This window comes from Anabaena cylindrica UHCC 0172 (assembly GCF_034931625.1).
In the GTDB taxonomy this organism is placed as follows: domain Bacteria; phylum Cyanobacteriota; class Cyanobacteriia; order Cyanobacteriales; family Nostocaceae; genus Anabaena; species Anabaena cylindrica_A.
Genome location: NZ_JAYGGY010000030.1, coordinates 21089 through 39382 on the forward strand (window position 1 = coordinate 21089; position 18294 = coordinate 39382).

Below are 18294 nucleotides of genomic sequence, written 5' to 3' on the forward strand. Positions count from 1 at the left end.
TTCGTTCCTTCGTGGTTCGATATTCAATTAAATCTTTATTCTGGAGAATTGCCCATGTCATCCCCACCCATCGAACCGGCTGTATTAGTTGTCATCATTGGTGAAACCGTCTTGCAAGGTCGCATTATCAATATGCTGCAACACTTAGACGTAACTGGCTATACCCTCTCCCAAGCCCAAGGCGCAGGTCGCCACGGCAGTCGGCGAGGAGATATGGTCGGCTATAACACTAATTTTGAGATCAAAACCGTTGTGTCCCCGGAAGTCTCCGAGGATATCTTCTCCGGTCTGGTCGAGTATCAATCTAATCATGCCTTAATAGCTTTCCGACAAAATGTCGAAGCGTTGACTGGGTTTAAGATAATTTGATTTCATTTACGTTTGATAAATTCATTAAAAAAGAAGGAGATAGGATTGACACTTGAGGGGGCGACAAGAATTTGAGGAAAAGACTATTCAGATAGTTGATAAAACTAAATGAATGCTCGCCACCTTAAGCATAAGCACAAGAGGTCTTAAGAAAATGCCCAAAAGCCATAGAGAACGACATCGCACGGGACGAATCGGCTGGCTACGTGCAGCAGTATTGGGTGCGAACGACGGTATTGTGTCAACTGCAAGCCTAGTTGTTGGAGTAGCAGCATCGAAAGCGTCTCGAAGCGAAGTATTAGTGGCTGGAGTGGCTGGCTTGGTTGCAGGGGCTATGTCAATGGCTGCTGGTGAGTATGTCTCTGTAAGTTCACAAGCCGATACCGAGAAAGCCGACCTATCCCGTGAAAGAAAAGAACTCGATATTGATGAACGATCCGAGCGGAATGAACTGGCTGCAATCTATGTAGATCGTGGTCTTGAACCATCTTTAGCACAAGAAGTTGCCAAGCAGTTGATGAATCATGACGCATTAGGCGCACACGCCCGTGATGAGCTAGGCATCTCCGAGAGCCTAACTGCTCGACCAGTTCAGGCTGCATTTGCATCAGCCGGAGCATTTGCTGTTGGTGCAGTTATGCCGCTTCTCACCGTGCTTGTAGCTCCAGAATCGAGATTAGTACCCGTTGTGTTTGGGAATTCTCTCATTTTTCTGACTATCTTGGGTGTACTTGCTGCCCGTGCAGGTGGAGCGCCAGTGATGAAATCGGCTGTTCGGATTGTCTTTTGGGGTGCGATCGCTATGGGGCTGACTGCTGCTGTGGGTGCTTTGTTCGGAACAGTCGCATAAGGGACTTCCAAATAAAAAAACACTCAACCACCTAACGCAAAAAATCTCCCAAACCCTTATTCTTCTGTGTCCTCTGCGCCTCTGTGGTATGGCTTACGCCACGCTACGCGTTAGCGTAGCTTTCGCTTTAGCGATACGTTTATCTTGGATAATTTATTTCTTGGAAGTCCCTAAATCTTTGATGACTTAATTTAAGGCATGATCTCATGACTGTATCTACCGATCAAGAAAAGCTTTCCCATCTATCCTTAGAAGCACTACAAAAGCAACTAACTACTTCCGATCAGGGATTGAGCAAAAAAGAGGCACTGCAACGACAATCAAAAGGTGGCTATAACGAATTACCCGAAACGACTGTCAGCCCAATCATGCAATTCCTATCGCACTTTTGGGGGCCGATCGCTTGGATGATCGAAGCAGCGGTGATTCTCTCAGCAATAGTTGGAGACTGGGTTAATTTTGGCATCATTTTAGTACTCCTAATTGGCAACGGAGTAGTAGGGTTTTGGGAAGAGTTTCAAGCCGGTAATGCGATCGCTGCTCTCAAGGCAAAATTAGCACTCCAAGCACGGGTGAAACGAGACAACACCTGGACGCAGATACCCGCCCGTGAAATAGTTCCTGGCGACCTGATCCGGTTGCGTCTAGGCGATATTGTCCCCGCAGATGTACGGTTTTTGTCAGGCGATCCGGCACAGGTTGACCAGTCGGCATTGACGGGGGAATCACTGCCCGTAGAATGCAAAGTTGGAAGTGTGCTGTACTCCAGTTCCATCCTCAAACAAGGAGAATTGGATGGCATTGTCTATGCCACAGGAATTAATACTTACATGGGCAAAACCGCCCACCTGGTAGAGTCTGCGGAGACAGTCAGCCACTTTCAACGAGCAGTATTAAAAATCGGCGATTACTTGATTGTAATTGCCCTGGTGCTTGTGGTTGTAGTGCTGGTGGTAACACTGTTTCGGGGCGATCCTTGGCTGACTACCCTGCGGTTTTTACTGGTGCTGACGGTTGCCTCCATTCCCGTAGCGATGCCAACGGTGTTGTCAGTGACGATGGCAGTAGGAGCGCAAAAACTAGCGAAAAAGCAAGCGATCGTCAGTCGGTTGGCGGCGATTGAAGAGATGGCTGGTATTGACATTCTCTGTTCTGACAAAACGGGGACTTTAACTCTCAACCAGTTAACTTTGGGAGAGCCTTTTTGTGTGGGGAATACAGATCCAAAATCGCTGATCCTCAACGCTGCCCTGGCTTCTCGTGATGAAGATAAAGACCCCATTGACCTGGCAATTCTCGCGGGTTTGAAGCCAGATCAACCTTTAGATGCTTACAAAATTGTCCACTTCCAACCCTTTGATCCTGTGGGGAAACGGACTGAAGCCACCGTTGAAAGTGGTAACGATGCCCTTGGCGACCGAAGGTATCGCTTTAAGGTAACAAAAGGTGCGCCCCAAGTGATTTTGGCACTCTCAAAAAATGCCGATCAGGTGCAGCCGCAAGTGGATAAAGCGATCGCAGGTTTTGCCAAACGCGGATTTAGATCCCTGGGGGTTGCCCGGACTGACGATGGTGATAACTGGCAGTTTTTGGGCGTACTACCGCTATTCGATCCACCCCGCAGCGACTCCCAACTGATGATTCAGGCAGTGAAAAAGCTGGGAATTGATTTGAAAATGTTGACGGGAGATCAACAAGCGATCGCGCGGGAAACTGCTCATCAACTAGGGCTAAAGGGAGACATCCTCGATGCCAGTTTGTTAGAAGCAGCCGCCCCTCACGAAACTGGACAGATTGGCGATGCGATTGAAGCCGCCGCCGGATTTGCTCAAGTCTTCCCAGAACACAAATACCATATCGTCGATGTTTTGCAGCAACGGGGGCATCTTGTGGGCATGGCTGGCGATGGCGTTAACGATGCCCCTGCCCTCAAAAAAGCTAATGCCGGAATTGCGGTTTCTGGAGCCACTGATGCCGCCCGCGCCGCCGCCGATATTGTTTTGCTCACCCCTGGACTTTCTGTAATCGTAGAGGCGATTCAAGAAAGCCGCCGCATCTTTCAGAGGATGAACAACTACGCTATTTACCGGATTACCGAAACCATCCGGGTTTTGTTGTTCATGACCCTTTCCATTGTCGTTTACAACTTCTATCCCGTCACTGCCATCATGATTGTGCTATTGGCATTGTTGAATGATGGTGCGATTATTTCCATTGCCTACGATAACACCCGTCCCGCCAATCGCCCCGAAACCTGGAATATGCCCATCGTCCTGGGTTTAGCAACTGTTTTGGGGGTAACTGGATTAGCCAGTTCCTTTGGGATGTTGTATTTGGGAGAACGGTATTTTCACCTCGATCGCAGCATTCTGCAAACGCTGATTTACCTAAAGCTTTCCATTGCTGGACATCTCACCATCTTTGTAACCCGCACCAAGGGTCCCTTTTGGTCAATTAAACCAGCCAAAATTTTACTAACAGCCGTCCTGGGAACTCAAATACTGGCAACCCTGATTGCAGTGTATGGCATTTTTATGACCCCTCTCGGATGGGGTTTGGCTGGCTTTGTTTGGATGTATGCGTTGATCTGGTTTTTGATTACAGACTGGGTAAAACAACGTGCATATGGCGTGTTTAATCATGCGAAACCAGTCTATGTAACACGGGGTTTAAAAAAGCTGCATCAATGGTTTTCCTATCCCCATGTACGAAAAACAAACTAACGCTCTTAATTTTTTGTGGTAGGAGCAATTTATGAATTGCCCTTACTTTTGGTTCTATCTCAATTATAGGAAAGCAGATTATGAAATCTTTAATTAAGCGATCGCTCAGAAAAAGTAAATTTATTCCCATTTGGTTATTCGTCAGTATGTTAGCGGTTATATTGCTCTACGCCTGTACGTCACCGTCGCCTACAATTAACAGTAACAAGATAGATCAATATCAACAAGTTGCCACGCCGTCGCAAAACGTCAACTCAAAAGTGGCACAACAGCAAGAATTTATCTCTAACGGTGAGCGTATTTATTTCACGGCTACAAGCGATCGCGGCACGAACATCACTTATACCGGCGGTCAGTCATCGGGTGGAATGATGGGGAATGGCTCATCCGGCGGCATGATGGGTGGTGGTTCATCCGGTAGAATGATGGGTAATAACAACATGACCTGTGCTTCCTGTCATGGAGCCGATGGTCGTGGCGGTGTACAGACAATGATGGGAATGCAGACAATCAAAGTACCTGACATTCGCTGGTCAGCCTTAAAAAGTGAATTCGATAATGACGAAAAGTTCCGTTTGGCGATTACCAAAGGTCAAGATCCCGACGGTAAGAAGCAGTTGAATAATTATATGCCGCGCTGGAACATCGGGAATGAAGACTTAGCTGATTTGATTGGTTTTCTCAAAACATTACCTTGAGATGGGGTGAATCAGCCGATTGGAGAGCCAGAAATAAGGATAAAAATTGGTTGATTTTAGCGATCGCAAAGCGCTCCGCAGGAATCGCTATTAGGATAACGTTTTAATTGAGGGACAAGCGATCACTACCAGATCAGTCTAAAAATATCACAATTTTATCCGCTCCAATGATTTATTATGACCAGATTGGAGCAGACTGAGCATCAAAAAACTCAACATTTGAACTGGGCGATTCGAGATATGCACGAGCATTTGCCTTAACCTTCATATTCTTTTCGCTGTATTCGTCACCAAAAATGCTTACAAAAAACTTCTGGACTTTGCTTCGCCTCAATTGGTCAAAAATATGTTTATCATTTTCATCCATCGAATGTCCCTGAATGAAGAAAGTTCCAGTGACTGTTTCAAGTGCGCGAAAGCAGAAATTTAAGTACGGATTGTGTTCTATTTTCTGCTTTTTCTTGATTGAATTTGGCTCAGAAACGAAGAGGGGAAATTTCCCTTTTTCCAAATTGGCTTTCACTAAGTCGATGATGCCAGTGCCTCTTTGAGTATTAGTATGTTTTTCGATTGCTGTTCCACTATCGAAGATGTGCAAGCCTCCGTGCAAAAAGTGAGCTTCTTGATTTGTCCCGTGTCCTTGCCATTTATAGCCCGTGCGAAATCCATCATCTGTCAAATAATTTTCGGGTGGCAAATCATTCATATTTCTCGCCCAGTAGAACAATAGATCGTAGTTCACCGTAAAAATTTGATCGTAGCGAGAAAGGAAGCGACGAACAGATATGAACTGATCATTGGTAACATCTGCCGGTCGAGATGGGTGCGTGGTCGAAATCGCAGTAATGAGAGCATCTTTCAGGAGTTGCTGGTCTTTTTCGATTATTTCGACCAAAGCTTCGTTACCACCATAGGCTTTAAGGACTGTTTTTGCTGCTACAAGTGATCTCATCACTGCTTCAAAGTCATACGTTTCACTAAGCTTAAAAAGCGCCTTTATTTCGTCGTTACGATCAGTAAAATCGGCAACCTCAAGCAGGTTTGCGTAGTTGAATAAGTCGTTCCGCCAAGCGAGAGAAAAGCCGTTGCCCAACAAGATTGAAGGCTTATCACCATCTTCAACCGTTGCCATTGCCTCGTCGAAAGAGATCATTCGCTAATCCTCATTGGTAAGTAGGTATAACTATATATTATCTTCCGGATTACAGGATAAACACTTATACAAGATGTATATTACATAAATTGTCAGATAAAGCAACCAATAAGTGTAATAACAAGATTTATGCGGGGTAATATACCTCAATACTAGGGGAGTAATGTATTGCGATTGCTATTTCTGTGAGTCGTAATTTTTAGGCGATCGCATCTATCTATTTTTCCTCCACAAGCGATCGCTATTCCTGTGAATCGTGATTTTTAGGCGATCGCATCTATCTATTTTTCCTCCACAAGCGATCGCTGGTTGATTTTTTGCGAAATTGCGATATAAATGTTATGCTTGACGTAATACATAACACCTGCCTATGCCTCAAAAATATAAAGACAAACGCACAGCCGAATTTGCTGCTGGCGATCGTGTCAAAGAATTTCAGGCATTTGAAAGACAAGCATACAAACGTCTAGAAATTCTAGAAGCCGCACCTAATAAAGAATCCTTAATGGCTTTGCCAAGTAACCGTTTTGAGGCACTAGACGGAGATAGAAAAGGGCAGTACAGCATCCGCATAAATGACAAATGGCGTATTTGTTTTGAGTGGACAGAAACAGAAAATCGCCCATTTAATATCGAAATTGTTGATTATCACTAAAAGAGAAAACAACTATGGCACGACCTGCAATTCACGCCGGCGAAATCTTATCCGATGAACTAAAAGAGCTTGGGATTAGCGCATCAGAACTAGCGCGATCGCTCCATATACCCACAAATCGGATTACGCAAATCCTCAAAGGGCAAAGAGGTATCACTGCTGACACAGCATTACGTCTAGGACGATGGTTTGGAACTGGTGCAGAACTATGGCTTAATTTGCAAAAAGCTTATGAGTTACGCCTAGCCGAAGAGTTAGCGGGAGAAGAAATTCAAAATACGATTCAACCGTTAGTTCAAGTTTAGATAAATAAATTTTGGGTATCAGGAATGCGATCGCGTACCCTGCGGGAAGCAAGCTACGCAAAGCGTGTGCTTTGCACTCAGCGCGACCTAGGAATCGCTATTAGGATAACGTTTTAATTGAGGGGCAAGCGATAGCGAAGCGCTCCGCAGGAATCGCGCTACAGGGTATGTTAAAATTAGGGTTATTTCTCAAACAAAATGCAATGCGACAAGTTTCAGTTTCAGAAGTAAAAAAAGATTTTGCTTACATTATGGATAGCGCCCAACAAGAACCCATTCTTGTTAAGGAAAATGACCGCAATTATGTGGCTATTATTTCGATGAATGATTATGAGGATTTGGTAAAGATTAAAAATCTGCGTTTGAAAAATATATCGGCAGATTTAGGGGCGGAAGCTCAGGCAAATGGACTAACCTTAGAACTGTTAAACGAGATACTTAGCAGTGATGCTTAATCGCTATGTTTTGGATGCTAATGTTTTAGTTAGTGCTGTTTTATCTCCTGGTTCTACTGCTAATCTAGCTTACCAAAAAGCTCTTGACACTGGCATTTTATTGATTTCAGTTGAAACTTTTGCAGAGTGCGAAAGTGTGATATTTCGTTCTAAGTTTGATCGTTACATTTCTGTAGCACGTCGTCAAAAATTTTTAGCGGAATTTAGGACAGCCGCCGAGTTAGTCTCGATTCTTGAGTTAATTAATGATTGTCGAGATACAAAGGATAACAAATATTTATATGTAGCAATTAATGGTTCGGCAAATGTCTTAATTACAGGTGATCAAGATTTGTTGATTCTTCATCCTTATCGGGGAATATTACCAATTTTAAGTCCGTCGGATTTTGTGAGGGATGATGTTTACTGAAAAGTACCTTTAAAATTTTAACTTTTAATAGAATATATAAATCAGCAACAGTAAGATCTGTTGGCGTAGCGTAACGCATAAATATTACAAATTCATCATAATTAAAAGCAAAAAGGCGCGTTAAGTAACGCACCCTTGTATATTAGAAGAAGTAGTAGGATGTGTTAGCGTAGCGCATAATAATTACAAATTCATCATAATTAAAAGCAAAAAGGCGTGTTCAGTAACGCACATTACAATATCTGGAATCATATTTAAGCATCTAATAGAGGTATAAGCAAAGGAATTGGGCGATCGCGGTTCTTTCTGTAAACGAGAAAATCGCTATCGAGAGTAAAAATCAGACTGCTAGGGTATAGCTCCGACATTCGGACTAATTCCGCATCTGCTAAAGAAACTGGTACTGATTGATAGCGACTTAATAATGTCATTACTGTCACCAACTCCGCATCCAAATCAAACTGAATAATGATCTGTTTCTGAGCTAACAATTGCAGCAAAATTTCTCGCCCCCTCTTTACTCGTTGTAACAAAAACCAACTTTCTGAAATCACCGCTTCACAAGTTAGTAATGGGGGAGCAATTTCCTTTAATTGTTCTGTTACCCAAGTATGGTGGACATCATTGCGGTCAATTAAAGCCAGTAAAATCCCTGTGTCAACAATTACCTGATAGTGCATTACTGTCCATAGCCCTGCATATAATCAGGATTTGTTGAAAGATCGCCTGGTCCCTCCCCTGCCCCAATCGAAGCTTGAGCTACCTCAAAAAACGAGGGAGAATTTGTTTCTAGAGACGTAGTGATTGCTTCCTGACGTTTTTTCCAAAGAGATTCTACAAAAGTTAACACCTGATACTGATCTTCCGTCGGTAATACCTCTACCGTTTGTAAAATTTGTTTAGATAAGGCAGACATACTAGTTATTCCTACAAAAGAAACGACCTTATAATTATGAAAAATATAACATTAACTTCTCCATTATGAAAGGCAAACTGCTTGCAGGAAGATCGCACTGTAGGTTGAGTTAAGGAACGCAACCCAACAAGTTAAGCGAGAACGATGTTAATTAATTTTGGAGGGGAATATTGTTTGTGTGGAAATGTTGGGTAACATACGTCAACCCAACCTACAAGATCAGCGATCGCACTATTGTCAGTATTATAGTTGACATCAATCGTTCATCAGGTTATAAAAATAGTGGTACATTCTAGACCAAAATATCTATTTAAAAGAATTTACCCCTCATTTTAACCAAAAGAACAATAAATGCTTACTGATACAGCCTGGTTTACAGAAAAGTCGAATGGTAAAGTTAGTATAAATGGCAAAGATATATATAGGAATTTATCTCCTAAGATAGTAATTAAACTAGCTGAAAACTTATCAGTTAGTGAAATTTTAGAATGGATAAAAAATGAAATAATTAATGCTTTTAGAGAAAAGTATTCAAAGAGTCCTGAAGTAGGTGCTTTAAATAATGCTACAGGAGGATGGAATGAGTATATAGCAACAAGTTTGTTATCTGAAATTATCTTTGATATAAATAAAGAAACTGAGAAATGTATAGCCATATTCCCTATTCCAAATTCACAACGTAAAATAAAAGGATCAAATAAATTATATTCCAATCTTTTAAATCTTTTTGCTCCAGAAGATTTTTGTAATATCAATAATTATTTATTAAAAATCGAACCATTTAAAGAGCAAATTTTTATGCCTAGCCCAGATTATATTATTATTGATGTAGAAAATTTTCTCTATTCAAAAGATGTTAATTTACTGTTACAGGAACAAATTAGAGATCCAGATAGCTTCGTTCTATATAACTTTTTCAAAGGAAAATTACATATAGAAGATATCAAAGCAGCAGTTTCTCTAAAAACTTCAAATCGTTCAGATCGTCGCTATCAGCCTTTATTTGAAGCAGCTATGATTAAAGCAATGGGTTATGTATTAAAGCAAAACTGGAAATATTACATGGTTGCCAGTGACTTAAGTGATGCGGATAAAACTATATTTAATTCGGCAATAGCTCCTCATGGTATAGCTCTAGAAGAAAATTTTCAACTGGTTGACGCTACTTATTTATATGCTAGGAAAGCAGATTTATTACCCTTAGTGATAGCAGCTATTGAAAAATAGGTGATTATAAAATTGTCTAACCTAATTTTAATGGTAAACATAATTGCTGATTGACTTTTTCTTCATAAAACTGTTCTCTAGTAGTTAAGAATTTAAGAATAGTTTTAGCTAATGCCTTAGCTGTCAAATATGGCACACCATTACCAATGGTTTTAAACATATTTGTGAGCGTCATATTCTCTGGAAGTACGAAATTTTCAGGCAAAGATTGTATAGCTAAAGCTTCCGCAACGGAAATACGTCTAATTTTGTAGGGATGTAAATGCACTTCATTATTGCCGTAGCAAGCTGTTGGAGAATAACGCCATCTGTGTAAACGTTTATAAGACTTTTTAGAATCATCCCCTTCATCAACAACAGCAAATTTTACGATACCCGCCCTTGGTTGAAAATAATGTTTAGCATTCGGATGGTTGAGAACATTATTTTTTCTAAACCAGTATTCAACCGTTAGTTCTTCAGGAATATCATCAGGACAAGGAAATATAGAATTTTCTTGAAAGGGTTCGCTTTTACGCCAAGGGTAGGAAAAAACTTTTTCTTGAGGATATAAAATATGATTATTCCAAGGAAAAGCACCTTGGGGTAGTACCTCGTAGCTACCAACTTTCATTCCTATATCTTTTAGAAAATTATCTCTAAAACCAATCAGAATAATTCTATCTCTATCTTGGGGTACACCGTACTCAATGGCGTTAATCAATTTTTCTGTTAAAATATAACCTGCTTGTTGTAATTTAATTTTTAGTTCTTCAAAAAATAAACGGTGTTTTGTGGTTCTCCACAAACCTTTGACATTTTCAAATAAAAAGAAATCGGGTAAGTTTTGACAAATTAATTCCACATAAGCAGATGAAAGTTTACCATTATCGCCTAAATGTCCTTTGTTTTTGCCACCAACCGAAAAATCAGGACAGGGTGGACCACCAATAAAGCCTATTATATTATTTGATTTCCGAGAATCTTTAACTAATTCATTTAATCGTTGTGCTGGTGTTCCTACTATTAATTTGCTTACGTCTGCGTCTTCACCTTCATGATATCCATATTCAGGTTGTGAGAGGTTGAGAATTTCCCGTGAATAGCGATATGCGGACATGAATGGAGGGAAGATTTCGTTGACATAAGCGATTTTATAGTCTGTAGTTTCAAAGCCTAAATCGAGGAATCCTGAGCCGGAGAAAAAGGAGAAAATAGTGGGATGATTGATCACTGACATAATATACTATTTAAGAAAAATTTTATTTAATTGCGATCTCAGGGGAGTAATGTATTGCGATAGCGAAGCGCGACCTAGGAATCGCCAATTTATAGCATTACTTCAGTTAATAGACATCAAATTCTCAAAAGGATGACGATTTTTCCAGCGGTAAGTATTAAAGTCCCGAAAATCAACAGATAGAATCCGCCCATGTCCCAAATGTTCAGCAAGAATAATCAATGAAGCGTCCGCTAAATCCATTGGCAGAGAACTATATTGATTCATCAATTCACTGATTCTTTTCCCATCTTGAACCTTGAGATCAAAAATCTCAAAAGCACCAATTTCTAAGCTATGAATAAACGTCTGTTGAGCATTTGTGCCTGTACGTTTCAATAGAATATGACAAGTTTCCGTAATTACACACCATGTTGTAATCAGAGGCTCATCAATCGTATCTAGAACTTCTTGAGCGAGAACATGATAATCATCACGGCGATTGATTAGTGCTATCCAAAAGCCAGAATCAACGATGACCATATTTTTCGTTAAGACTTTCAGTGAGATATTGCTTGTAATTAACCGACAAATCAGAGTCCCCTTCAGCACAACCAATCAGCCCTGATTCTCTAAGGAGTTGCAAAGGTTTTACAGGGGATTCTTGATGTAATTTTTCATAATAAAGATCGATAGCCACTTTCATAATGTCAGACGCACCTTGATTTGTACGCTGGCGAATGTAATTAAACTTACTAGCGCGATCGCTATCGAGCCTTGCATTAACTCTCATATTTTTGCTTGTCATAACTCTGTATGACAATACTATAGCTCGAAAAATTCAAAGTTAAGTAGGGCTTTTTTCAGCAAGCCCTAAATAGAACTAACTCACAGACAAGAACCTTTCGCTCGAATGGTGAACGCATCTATTTATCCTCCACAAGCGATCGCGGCACAAACATTACTGATACTGGCGGTCCGTCATCCGGTGGGATGATGCGTGGTGGCTCATCCGGTGGAATGATAGGTAATAGCAACCTAAGCTGTGCCTCCTGTCACGGCTCCAATGGGCGTGGCAGTGAACACATCATGATGGGAATGCAGACAATAAATGCCCTTGATATTCGTTGGTTAGCCCTAAAAGATGAATTCAATGACGAAAAGTTCCGCGATTACCAAAGGTGAAGACCCTGACGGCAAAAAAAATGTTGAACAGGGATAGGCCACGCTGGCAAATTGGCAAAGAATATCATCTAGCTGACTTGATTGGTTTTCTCAAGACGTTATAAAACTAGAACTAGCACAGCAGCAGACCGCAATGGGTTGAGAACTTAAAATTGCAGTTTCTTTCAACCTTGCAAAAAGGATTGCAAGAATAATGAATCGCGGGGAGAAAGCGCGATCGCCTGTAGAAACTATACGAGGCAAGTTAAAAATGGCAGAGCGTAACATGGGATTTTGGTCAGTGGTTGCCGTCGGCATTGGTGGCATGGTGGGTGGTGGCATCTTCGCCGTTTTGGGGTTGTCGGTGCAGTTAGCTCAGGGAGGCGCACCATTAGCCTTTGCGATCGCAGGTATTGTTGCCTTACTCACGACCTATGCCTACGTCCAACTCTCGATCGCTTTTCCCAGTCAAGGAGGAACCGTCACCTTCTTAAATAAAGCCTTTGGCACAGGCGTTTTGACAGGAGGAATGAACCTGTTACTGTGGCTGAGTTACATCGTCATGCTTTCCCTCTACGCATCTGCATTTGGCAGCTACGGTGCAGTGTTTTTCCCAGAGTCTGCCCAAGTCTGGATCAAACATTTGCTAATCAGTGGGGCAATCATCGGCATTACTGGGCTTAACCTTCTTAGCGCCGATTTGATTGGTCGAGCCGAAAGCTGGATTGTGGCCTTCAAACTCATCATCCTCGGCGTATTTATTGGCATTGGTGTGCGAGGCGTTGATCTAGCGCAATTGCAACCCTCTACTTGGGCTTCGCCTCTGTCAATCGTTTCAGGAGGCATGATTATTTTCTTAGCATTTGAAGGCTTTGAGCTAATGGCCAACGCCGCCGAAGATGTAAAGCATCCTGAGCGGACATTGCCTCGTGCTTATTATTCAGCGGTGATATTTGTGCTGTTGCTGTACGTGCTGATTGCTGCCATCACCGTCGGCTCTTTACCGACTGCACAAATCGTTGCGGCTAAAGAATACGCACTGGCGGCGGCGGCGAAACCATTCATGGGGCAAGCTGGTTTTAGTTTAATTGCGATCGCAGCTTTACTCTCAACGGCTTCAGCACTCAATGCCACACTTTACGGAACCTCACGCCTGAGTTTTATCATTGCTAAATCTGGAGAGTTGCCCTCTGCCTTAGAAAAAAAGATATGGAATCAGCCAATTGAGGGGTTATTAATTACCAGTGGCTTAACCCTAATTATTGCTAATGTGTTCGATCTCTCTGGCATATCGACAATGGGTAGCTCAGGTTTTTTACTTATTTTTGCTGCTGTCAACTTTGCTAATGTGCGGCTCTATCAACGAACTAATAGCTATCGATGGATTTCATTTTTGGCTACTGTTGCCTGTCTGGCTGCTGTCGTTGTGCTACTCACTCAAACCGCGCAAACAAATCCGCGAAATCTCTGGATTGTGGTTGTAATGGTAGGTCTGGCATTTGCGATCGAGATCATTTATCGAAAACTAACTGATCGTGAAATTCATCTCAAGGATCTGCGTGATTGAGATAAATTAATGCTATGTTATTGCGGCGCGTGCGTTTGCATGATTAGCTGCAAGATATCAGCGTATCCGAAGATATTAATATTTGAGAGTTAAATACAGTACAAGATGAAAGTCAATAAATCTCATCAGTTTGTGGTTCTGGAAAAAGAGACAGCAAAAAAATTGAAGTTTGGGAAGAATAGTGGGTTTAAGACGGAACTAAAACGAAGGGTTGACGAACTTTTTCAAAATCCAGATCGTAAAGCTCGTGATTGTCCGCAAATGTATGCGAAAACCATTATCTTGTTGTTTAGCTTTTTCGGATTATATTCTCTATTAGTTTTGGTAGCTCAGACATGGTGGCAGGTAATTCCCTTGTGCATTATGCTCGGTGTCGTTACCGCAGGCATTGGTTTTGGTATTCAACATGATGGCGCACATCACGCATATTCCGATTCGCTATGGGTTAATAAGCTCATGGCGATGAGTTTAGATTTGATTGGCGGCAGTTCTTATTTTTGGCATTGGAAGCACGATGTTCTCCATCATACCTATACCAATATTGCTGGTTATGACAAGGATTTGGAGGTGGGAATTTTTGGGCGACTTTCTCCTTCTCATCCGCACTTAGCCTTCCATCGTTGGCAACATTATTATTTGTGGTTGTTGTATGGATTTTTAGCGATTAAGTGGCATTTTTATGATGATTTTTATTGTCTAATTGCTGGCAAAATTGGCGATAGCGTTCGCAAAGCGTCCCGGAGGGAACTAGCGCGACCTAGGAATCGCTCCTATCCACGTCCTAAGTCCAGTAATCTAGCAATATTTTTTGCTGGCAAACTGGTATTTTTCGCCCTTGCCTTTGTGATTCCGTTACAATTTCATGGGCGATCGGAAGTTTTAGCAAGCTATGTATTAGTAGCTGTAACCTTGGGACTAGTGCTGAGTGTAGTATTTCAACTAGCTCATGTGGTCGAAGAAGCCGATTTTCCATTACCAATTGCCGAGTTGAATCTCATTGAGAAAGATTGGGCGGTGCATCAGATCGAAACAACGATAAACTTCTCTCGGAATAACCATTTGATGACATGGCTTTTGGGTGGATTGAATTTCCAAATCGAGCATCATTTATTTCCCAATATCTGCCATATTAACTATCCTGAAATATCTAAAATCGTGGAGCAGACTTGTCGAGAATATGGAGTCAGATATAACCAACATATTTCTTTTTGGTCAGGATTATCATCCCATTATCGTTGGCTAAGAAAAATGGGAACTACTGTTTAAATTTTTTAAATCTTTTTCAGAGCGATAGATATATGAAATTGGTATAAGGGATTAGCATACTTTTGCAATTTTTTTGTCTTGTACTAAAATTTGAGAGTTAAAAACATGACAGATCATCAATCTGATAATTTATTCCCAATCAAAAAACTTGACGATTTGATTCGTCCTTTTATTGTGCCACCAGAGCAGAAAATTTCCCTTACTAAAGGCTATGGATGCGGCTGGTAAAGACAGTACTATTAAACACGTGATGTCTGGGATTAATCCTCAAGGATGTCAGGTGCATAGCTTTAAAGCTCCATCTACGGAAGAATTAGATCATGACTATTTGTGGCGATGTTCTAAGGCTTTACCTGAAAGAGGAAAAATTGGAATTTTTAATCGTTCTTATTACGAAGAAATTTTAGTAACAAGAGTGCATCCAGAAATCCTAGAGCAGCGACCGCTCACTGTTAGTTTAATTGACAATAATATTTGGAAGCGCCGCTTTGAAGAAATCAACAACTTTGAGAAGCATCTGGTTAATAACGGGACGATTATCCTTAAGTTCTTCCTCAATGTATCTAAAGAGGAGCAGAAAGAACGTTTTCTAGAAAGGATTAATCGCCCTGAAAAGAATTGGAAATTTTCTGTAAATGATGCGAAAGAGCGCAGATTTTGGGATGACTATATGACTGTCTATGAAGATATGTTCAATCATACGAGTACAAAATATGCTCCTTGGTACATTATCCCCGCCGATCACAAATGGTTTACTCGTCTGGTTGTGGCGGGCATCATTTACACTCAGTTACAGGAACTGAATCTCAAGTATCCTACGGTCAGCAAAGAGCAACATCAAGAGCTTTTGAAGGCGAAGGAAATTCTGGAGAGCCAGAAATAAGGATGAAAATTGGCTGATTTTAGCCTCAAGATTCACAGTTCTGTGATTTCACAGTCTAACGTTGCCCAGCACCCGTCGCAGATCATAATAACAACTTTCGGCTGTCGTTGTGGATGGTTCATTGCACTAAATCAGAACAACAAGAGTAGATACAGATATTTTTGCTTGAAGAGCTTGAATGATTTGTTCCAACTCAACGCGAGCTTCTGCCTGAAGCCCAAGACAAAGCCCAATTCCATCCGCATCGGTACTCAATCGTGACTGCATCGTGAGTTTATATGACTTGTCGGCTTGCACATTCATCCCATATGAGTGGAAGTGCATTGAATCACCGATGCTTGCAGGATTGCGAAGATGGTCAAATTTAAATTCGCCGCTCATGTAATTCAACAATTTGTCTTGAACTACCAATACCAATTTTTTGTTCAGATGCTCAAAAGTGTGAATTTTATGGTGCATCTGAACCAAAATTGTCTTTGCTGTCATCTTCCAGTTCATACCAAAGGACTTTTTTGAATCTTCGCTATCATCACTGCGAGGAATGCCTAATTCCTTGAGTAACCTCTGTCGCTCCGGCCATACCGTACCAGTTGTATCCAGAGTCTGAAGTTCAATACCAACAAAGTCTTTTACTTTACCGTCTTTTGCTGACACTAGAAAGTAATCGACGCTACCACCAGGGATAGAAACCTCGGAAACTATATGTAGCTCATTTCCAGGTTCATGGGTGGTCAATAGATGAAAACAATCTGTAAAGATCTGGCGGCGCTCAATCAGCCTTGTGGGGCAGATGATGACGGGTTCTAGTTCACGCCCATAAAGGACAGTACATGAACCAATTGCAGTGTCTGGGTCGCTCTTGCGAATTTTATAACATTTTTTATTTAGATAAACGCACTGCTGTCCAGTGACAACTTCCTGCCAGTTCACACCAGATTTTGTCACTGACTGACCGAACAATTCCACTACTTTACTCATGATAGAGACTCACATCTTTTTTTTGTTAGTTCTAAGTATCGACGTGAAATGTCTATCCCTACTGACCTCCGACCAAGATTTCGCGCGGCAACAAGTGTAGTTCCAGTGCCACAAAATGGGTCAAGAACCGTGCCTCCCTCTGGACAGGTTGCCAGTAATGGAAGGATACAAAGATCGACAGGATAAGGTGCAAAATGAGTTTCCCTCCGCTGAGTATCTTCGGGAAGTACGTCCCATACGTCGGTCGGCTTGCTACCTTTGGGGTGGTATTTAAGAAAATAAAAGCCTTTATCTCGAAGTTCTTTTGCGCGTCCTGACACTTTTTCATTGTCTGAGTGTGTAGTGCGTTGCTGTCCACGAATAATCATCCTGAAATCAGATGTACGACCTGAACCGATATCGGACAACATTTGCTCAAGAGCTAAAAAAGCTGCTGTTTTCTCGGCATCTGAGAGAGCTGTCGATAGTTCAATCTGCCGTTTGTACCGAACACCTGACACGCCAGTAGCGGATACAATCGCACCATTAACAACTTTTGACTCACGCGGTTTTGAGCGAATAGCATCAGCATTGTAGTAGTAGCCTTTAGGCTGTTTTACAAAGTGAAAGATATTTTCATGAACATTGCCAAGGCGATCTTTGCTGTTATCCATTCCTCCCTTTAACTTGTTCCATATCACGCTGTTACGCAGAATCCAGCCTTGATTGTCTACAAGTTCAAAGGCAACGCGCCAAGGTACACCTATTAAACTTTTTCCGTTGTAACTGTCACCAAGATTTAACCAGAAAGAACCTTCATGTTTCAGCACTCGCTTCATTTCAGCGAAAACGGCAGCCAAATGTTTGACAAAATCTTTATAGTCATTTTCCAATCCAATTCCGCCATTTTCATACTCACGTTTGCCCCAATAGGGTGGAGATGTCATCACGAAATCAATGCAGTTATCTGGTAGATCACGCAATATAAATAACGCATCGCCATTTAGCAGCAAAGGATCTTTTTGGATTGTATTTTGATGAGCAGTGAATGCTTGGAAAAAATTATCATTGACGAGATCGTTAGCAGTTTTAGGGTAGTTTTGTGTTGAACGCAAGTTAATTACGGTATAATCCATATCCTTATATTATCTGATAACGTTTGGGTGCGTTACATTGCAGCATTCGCCAAAGGTTTTGCTGTATGCGATCGCAATTCCTGTGAGTCTTGATTTCTAGGCGATCGCTCTTTATATATCGTATATTAGGTATTGGAGCCTAGATCAAATGTCTAGACTTTTAAACTTCATGTAATTACTACAAGAATTTAACCGTGATTACAAATGCTAGTAGCCTTACCCTTGGCGCTCTCCGTCAAACATTTGGCTTGAGACTAGACTCTAGCGATCGCTTTTTTGATGAATGGTTAAATAATGCGCCGACTCTAACCCAGGGGAAACGCATCTAAATTATCTTGACAAAATAATATATTAGTGCATCAA

21 protein-coding genes and 1 pseudogene are annotated in these 18294 nt (G+C 41.5%); 14 read left to right on the plus strand and 8 right to left on the minus strand.

The features are described 5' to 3' along the window. Positions 1–54: 54 nt before the first annotated feature. The 4 genes from VB713_RS10005 to VB713_RS10020 all read left to right on the plus strand — a co-directional run bounded on the left by VB713_RS10005 (position 55) and on the right by VB713_RS10020 (position 4640). The gene (locus VB713_RS10005; RefSeq protein ID WP_416242430.1) at positions 55–369 is read left to right on the plus strand and encodes a P-II family nitrogen regulator; all 315 of its coding nucleotides are present in this window, start codon (positions 55–57) and stop codon (positions 367–369) included. A 154-nt stretch (positions 370–523) separates the two neighbouring features. Then, on the plus strand, positions 524–1219 hold the full coding sequence (locus tag VB713_RS10010) for a VIT family protein (protein WP_323311410.1): 696 nt from the start codon (positions 524–526) through the stop codon (positions 1217–1219). A 206-nt stretch (positions 1220–1425) separates the two neighbouring features. After that, positions 1426–3942: a plasma-membrane proton-efflux P-type ATPase gene (locus VB713_RS10015; RefSeq protein ID WP_323311411.1), complete on the plus strand. Its 2517-nt coding sequence runs from the start codon at positions 1426–1428 to the stop codon at positions 3940–3942. A gap of 80 nt (positions 3943–4022) precedes the next feature. Beyond that, a complete protein-coding gene (locus VB713_RS10020) occupies positions 4023–4640 on the plus strand; it encodes a cytochrome c (protein ID WP_323311412.1) in 618 nt (205 codons plus the stop codon). A gap of 175 nt (positions 4641–4815) precedes the next feature. On the opposite strand, the gene VB713_RS10025 is transcribed toward VB713_RS10020, so the two are convergent. After that, positions 4816–5772 (minus strand): DUF4917 family protein, encoded by a 957-nt coding sequence (locus tag VB713_RS10025; RefSeq protein ID WP_323311413.1) that lies wholly within the window; start codon positions 5770–5772, stop codon positions 4816–4818. 391 nt (positions 5773–6163) lie between these two features. On the opposite strand from VB713_RS10025, the gene VB713_RS10030 reads away from it, so the two are divergent. From VB713_RS10030 to VB713_RS10045, 4 genes are all read left to right on the plus strand, one after another. Then, a complete protein-coding gene (locus VB713_RS10030; protein WP_323311414.1) occupies positions 6164–6448 on the plus strand; it encodes a type II toxin-antitoxin system RelE/ParE family toxin in 285 nt (94 codons plus the stop codon). Positions 6449–6462: 14 nt separating this feature from the next. Continuing rightward, on the plus strand, positions 6463–6753 hold the full coding sequence (locus VB713_RS10035) for a HigA family addiction module antitoxin (protein WP_323311415.1): 291 nt from the start codon (positions 6463–6465) through the stop codon (positions 6751–6753). Between the two features lie 203 nt (positions 6754–6956). Beyond that, on the plus strand, positions 6957–7208 hold the full coding sequence (locus tag VB713_RS10040; protein WP_323311416.1) for a type II toxin-antitoxin system Phd/YefM family antitoxin: 252 nt from the start codon (positions 6957–6959) through the stop codon (positions 7206–7208). After that, complete coding sequence (locus tag VB713_RS10045) at positions 7201–7617, plus strand: putative toxin-antitoxin system toxin component, PIN family (protein ID WP_323311428.1); 417 nt, start codon at positions 7201–7203, stop codon at positions 7615–7617. The genes VB713_RS10040 and VB713_RS10045 overlap by 8 nt, the downstream gene beginning before the upstream one ends. 254 nt (positions 7618–7871) lie before the next feature. Here the strand turns inward: VB713_RS10045 and VB713_RS10050 are convergent, their stop codons facing one another. Beyond that, on the minus strand, positions 7872–8297 hold the full coding sequence (locus VB713_RS10050; protein WP_323311417.1) for a type II toxin-antitoxin system VapC family toxin: 426 nt from the start codon (positions 8295–8297) through the stop codon (positions 7872–7874). After that, the gene (locus tag VB713_RS10055; RefSeq protein WP_039203341.1) at positions 8297–8533 is read right to left on the minus strand and encodes a hypothetical protein; all 237 of its coding nucleotides are present in this window, start codon (positions 8531–8533) and stop codon (positions 8297–8299) included. The genes VB713_RS10050 and VB713_RS10055 overlap by 1 nt, the downstream gene beginning before the upstream one ends. A gap of 351 nt (positions 8534–8884) precedes the next feature. On the opposite strand from VB713_RS10055, the gene VB713_RS10060 reads away from it, so the two are divergent. Further along, on the plus strand, positions 8885–9760 hold the full coding sequence (locus VB713_RS10060; protein WP_323311418.1) for a Cfr10I/Bse634I family restriction endonuclease: 876 nt from the start codon (positions 8885–8887) through the stop codon (positions 9758–9760). A gap of 16 nt (positions 9761–9776) precedes the next feature. Here VB713_RS10060 and VB713_RS10065 read toward each other — a convergent pair whose 3' ends face one another. The 3 genes from VB713_RS10065 to VB713_RS10075 all read right to left on the minus strand — a co-directional run bounded on the left by VB713_RS10065 (position 9777) and on the right by VB713_RS10075 (position 11766). Further along, the gene (locus VB713_RS10065; protein WP_323311419.1) at positions 9777–10979 is read right to left on the minus strand and encodes a DNA cytosine methyltransferase; all 1203 of its coding nucleotides are present in this window, start codon (positions 10977–10979) and stop codon (positions 9777–9779) included. Positions 10980–11081: 102 nt separating this feature from the next. Continuing rightward, positions 11082–11501, minus strand: a complete 420-nt coding sequence (locus VB713_RS10070; RefSeq protein ID WP_323311420.1) for a type II toxin-antitoxin system VapC family toxin — start codon at positions 11499–11501, stop codon at positions 11082–11084. Next, positions 11488–11766, minus strand: a complete 279-nt coding sequence (locus tag VB713_RS10075; RefSeq protein ID WP_190382954.1) for a CopG family transcriptional regulator — start codon at positions 11764–11766, stop codon at positions 11488–11490. Before VB713_RS10075 ends, VB713_RS10070 begins: the two co-directional genes overlap by 14 nt. 570 nt (positions 11767–12336) lie before the next feature. On the opposite strand from VB713_RS10075, the gene VB713_RS10080 reads away from it, so the two are divergent. The 4 genes and pseudogenes from VB713_RS10080 to VB713_RS10095 form a co-directional block, all read left to right on the plus strand. After that, positions 12337–13689, plus strand: a complete 1353-nt coding sequence (locus VB713_RS10080; RefSeq protein ID WP_323311421.1) for an APC family permease — start codon at positions 12337–12339, stop codon at positions 13687–13689. Between the two features lie 105 nt (positions 13690–13794). Next, complete coding sequence (locus VB713_RS10085; protein WP_323311422.1) at positions 13795–14955, plus strand: acyl-CoA desaturase; 1161 nt, start codon at positions 13795–13797, stop codon at positions 14953–14955. A 105-nt stretch (positions 14956–15060) separates the two neighbouring features. After that, positions 15061–15183, plus strand: coding sequence for a hypothetical protein (locus VB713_RS10090; protein WP_323311429.1), 123 nt, complete (start codon positions 15061–15063; stop codon positions 15181–15183). Continuing rightward, a pseudogene (locus tag VB713_RS10095) lies at positions 15155–15838 on the plus strand (polyphosphate kinase 2 family protein); the annotation flags it as partial. The gene VB713_RS10090 and the pseudogene VB713_RS10095, both read left to right, overlap by 29 nt. A 126-nt stretch (positions 15839–15964) precedes the next feature. Here the strand turns inward: VB713_RS10095 and VB713_RS10100 are convergent. Beyond that, on the minus strand, positions 15965–16816 hold the full coding sequence (locus tag VB713_RS10100) for a NotI family restriction endonuclease (protein WP_323311423.1): 852 nt from the start codon (positions 16814–16816) through the stop codon (positions 15965–15967). Further along, complete coding sequence (locus VB713_RS10105) at positions 16813–17931, minus strand: site-specific DNA-methyltransferase (RefSeq protein WP_323311424.1); 1119 nt, start codon at positions 17929–17931, stop codon at positions 16813–16815. The genes VB713_RS10100 and VB713_RS10105 overlap by 4 nt, the downstream gene beginning before the upstream one ends. Positions 17932–18125: 194 nt before the next feature. Here VB713_RS10105 and VB713_RS10110 point away from each other — a divergent pair, with 194 nt between their 5' ends. After that, a complete protein-coding gene (locus VB713_RS10110; protein ID WP_323311425.1) occupies positions 18126–18260 on the plus strand; it encodes a hypothetical protein in 135 nt (44 codons plus the stop codon). Positions 18261–18294 lie beyond the last annotated feature (34 nt).